This window comes from Micrococcus sp. GbtcB5 (genome assembly GCF_019091605.1).
Lineage (GTDB): Bacteria > Actinomycetota > Actinomycetes > Actinomycetales > Micrococcaceae > Micrococcus > Micrococcus luteus.
Genome location: NZ_JAGXJK010000057.1, coordinates 1 through 2,419 on the forward strand (window position 1 = coordinate 1; position 2,419 = coordinate 2,419).

Consider the following 2,419-nt stretch of genomic DNA (forward strand, 5'->3'; position numbering starts at 1 on the left):
TGTAAGCGGCCATGAAAAGCTGCCCATAGGTGGCCAGGGAATGACCCGCTGACGGCCATGAGGACTGCCCAGTGATGGCCACGGGAACTGCCCGGTGCTGGCCATCTGGTTTGCCCGCGTTGCTCGTTGCCCGCCGCGTCGTGAGCCGGCGGGGGCCTCCTCCCCGGGTTGGATATCGGTGTCGAATCGAATCCAGCGAGGAAGAGGCCCTGAATGAAGGATGCCGCAGAAACCATGAAAATACTCAGTGCCTATGACCTGACCAAGTCATTGCGGGGCGCCGCCGAGCTGGCCGGTTGCTCCCATCACACCGTGGCCCGGCTGGTGCGGGCCCGCGACGCCGGCCAGACCCCTGGATCCGGAGCCAGCCGCCCGAAGGTCACCGATGTCTGGCTGCCCAAGATCGAGGAATGGGTCGAGGCCTCCACGGGCAGGATCCGCGCCGATGTCGTGCACGCCAAGCTCACCGCAATGGGCTACACCGGCTCTGAGCGCTCCACCCGGCGGGCGGTGGCCGAGGTGAAGGCCGCCTGGCGGGCCGGGAAGCGCCGGGTGCACCGGCCCTGGATCACCGAGCCGGGCGCATGGCTGCAGTACGACTTCGGCGATGGGCCGGCGATCGACGGGGCCAAGACGGTGCTGTTCGTGGCCTGGCTGGCCTGGTCCCGCTACCGGATCGTCATCGCCCTGCGTGATAGGACGGCTCCGAGTGTGTTCGCCGCCCTGGACCGGTGCTTCCGGCTGATCGGGGGCGCGCCGACCTATGTGCTGACGGATAACGAGAAGACAGTGACGGTCTCTCATGTGGCCGGGGTGCCGGTGCGTAACCAGGCCACCGTGGCGTTCGCTCGGCATTACGGCGTGGAGGTGCTGACCTGCCAGCCAGCGGATCCGGCCGCCAAGGGCGGGGTGGAGAACGCGGTGAAGCTGGCCAAGGCCGACCTGGTCCCGAAGGACACCAACCTGCGGGACCAGTACGCCTCGTTCGCTGAGCTCGAGGCCGCCTGCGCGGGGTTCATGGCCATGGTGAACTCCCGGGAGCACCGGGTGACCCGGCGCCGCCCGGACCACATGCTCGCCGAGGAGACCAGCGCGTTGCATCGGATCCCCGCCACGGCGCACACCGTGGCCTACGGGGTGGGACGGAAGGTGCCGGAGAACACGCCGATGGTCTCCTTCGAAAACGCCCAGTACTCGGTGCCCGCGCACCTGCTCGGGGCCGAGGTGTTCGTGCGCCATCACGGCACCGGACCGGACTCGATGGTGGTGATCATGCACGCCGGTGCGCAGGGGCCGGTGGAGGTCGCCCGGCACCGGGTGGCCCGGCCCGGGTCCCCGGCCATCGACGACGCGCACTTCCCCGGCCACGAGACGGACAAGGTGCCCGGGGACTACACCCCGGTGCCCCGTTCGGCGGCGGAGGCCGAGTTCCTGGCCATCGGGGCCGGAGCGAGGACCTGGCTGGTGGAGGCCGCCGCGGCCGGCACCAGCCGGATCGGTCAGAAGATGGCCGAGGCCGTCACCCTGGCCAAGCTCGCCGGCACCGACCAGGTCGACCGCGCCCTCGGGGTGGCCGCGGTGCACCAGCGCTTCGCCCACGGCGACCTGGCCTCCCTGCTCACCGCCGCCGGCCACCGCACCGGGATGCACACCGCCACCGAGGAACGGTCCCTGACCCAGGGCACCGCCGGCTGGGCCGGCCTCGGTACCTCCAACACCGAGGGGGCAGCCCGGTGAGCATCCACACCCCGAACACCGCCGCACCGGCGCTGCCGGCCGATTTGGAGGCGCTGTTGCGGCAGCTGAAGATGCCCCACGCCCGCGGTATCGCCGCCGAGGTACTGGCCACCGCCCGGGCCCAACGCTGGGAGCCGGCCGAGGTCCTCAAGGCCCTGCTGGTCGAGGAGACCACCGGTCGGGCCCGATCCATGCTCGCCGCCCGGCGCAAGGCCGCCGGGTTCCCCACCGGCAAGACCTTCACGACCTGGGATCCGGGCGCCTCCTCGATCCCGGCCCCGACCCAGCAGTCCCTGCGCACCCTGGAATGGCTCTCGCGCAGAGAGAACCTCGTGGTCTGCGGGCCCTCCGGCACCGGCAAGACCTTCTTCCTCGAGGCCCTGGGCCAGCAGGCCGTGGAGGAGGGCAAGCGGGTGGCCTGGTTCACCCTGGAGGACCTCGGGGCGATGATCCGGGCCCACCGGCCCGATGACACCATCACCAAAGCCGTCGCCCGAATCCTGCGCGCCGACCTGATCGTCATCGACGACATCGGCCTGCTGCCGGTCGCCGACGATGCCGCCGAGGGCCTCTACCGCATCGTGGACGCCGCCTACGAGAAACGCTCCGTAGCGATCAGCTCGAACCTGCACCCGGCCGGCTTCGACGAGCTGATGCCCAAGACCCTGGCCACCGCCACCGT

Annotated in this window: 2 protein-coding genes; both read left to right on the plus strand. The window is 70.7% G+C overall.

Annotated features, from left to right (window positions below; genetic code table 11):
• Positions 1–213 precede the first annotated feature (213 nt).
• Positions 214–1,737, plus strand: a complete 1,524-nt coding sequence (locus KVS67_RS11290) for an IS21-like element ISMlu14 family transposase (protein WP_031943827.1) — start codon at positions 214–216, stop codon at positions 1,735–1,737.
• The coding region (locus KVS67_RS11295) for an ATP-binding protein (protein ID WP_217565373.1) at positions 1,734–2,419 on the plus strand (686 nt) is incomplete at its 3' end. The genes KVS67_RS11290 and KVS67_RS11295, both read left to right, overlap by 4 nt.